This is a genomic window from Bradyrhizobium algeriense, assembly GCF_003062295.1.
GTDB lineage: Bacteria > Pseudomonadota > Alphaproteobacteria > Rhizobiales > Xanthobacteraceae > Bradyrhizobium > Bradyrhizobium algeriense.
Genome location: NZ_PYCN01000248.1, coordinates 1 through 467, shown reverse-complemented (window position 1 = coordinate 467; position 467 = coordinate 1). Strand labels below are relative to the sequence as shown.

Annotated in this window: 1 pseudogene; it reads right to left on the bottom strand. The window is 61.2% G+C overall.

Annotated features, from left to right (window positions below):
* Positions 1–409: pseudogene (locus C7G61_RS43365) on the bottom strand (IS5 family transposase); the annotation flags it as partial.
* Between the last annotated feature and the right edge of the window lie 58 nt (positions 410–467).

Sequence of the window (467 nt, the reverse complement as noted above, 5' to 3'; positions counted from 1 at the left end):
AGATTGCCGAGCGCATCGGTGAGCGCCAGGATTTTGGTGGTCATGCCGCCTTTCGAACGGCCGATGGCCTGGCTCTGAGTCCCCCTTTTGCGCCCTGTCCGTGGCGGTGGACCTTGACGATGGTGGCGTCGACCATGGCGTATTCCATGTCCGGCTCGTCCGAGACCGCGTCGAACAGGCGCTTCCACACGTCTGCCTTCACCCAATCGCGGAAACGCGTGTACACGCTGTTCCAGTGGCCGAAAGCGCGCGGCAGATCGCGCCATGGACTGCCCGTGCGGACGATCCATAACACCGCTTCGACAAACAGCCGGTTGTCCTTGCCGCTGCGTCCGGGATCGCTCGGCTTGCCGAGACAAAGCGGTTCCATCTTCGCCCATTGGGCGTCAGTCAAAACGAATCGGTCCATCCGCAGCTTGAATCACAACCAAGCCCGGATGAGAATCCTGAATCCCAACAGACCCTAG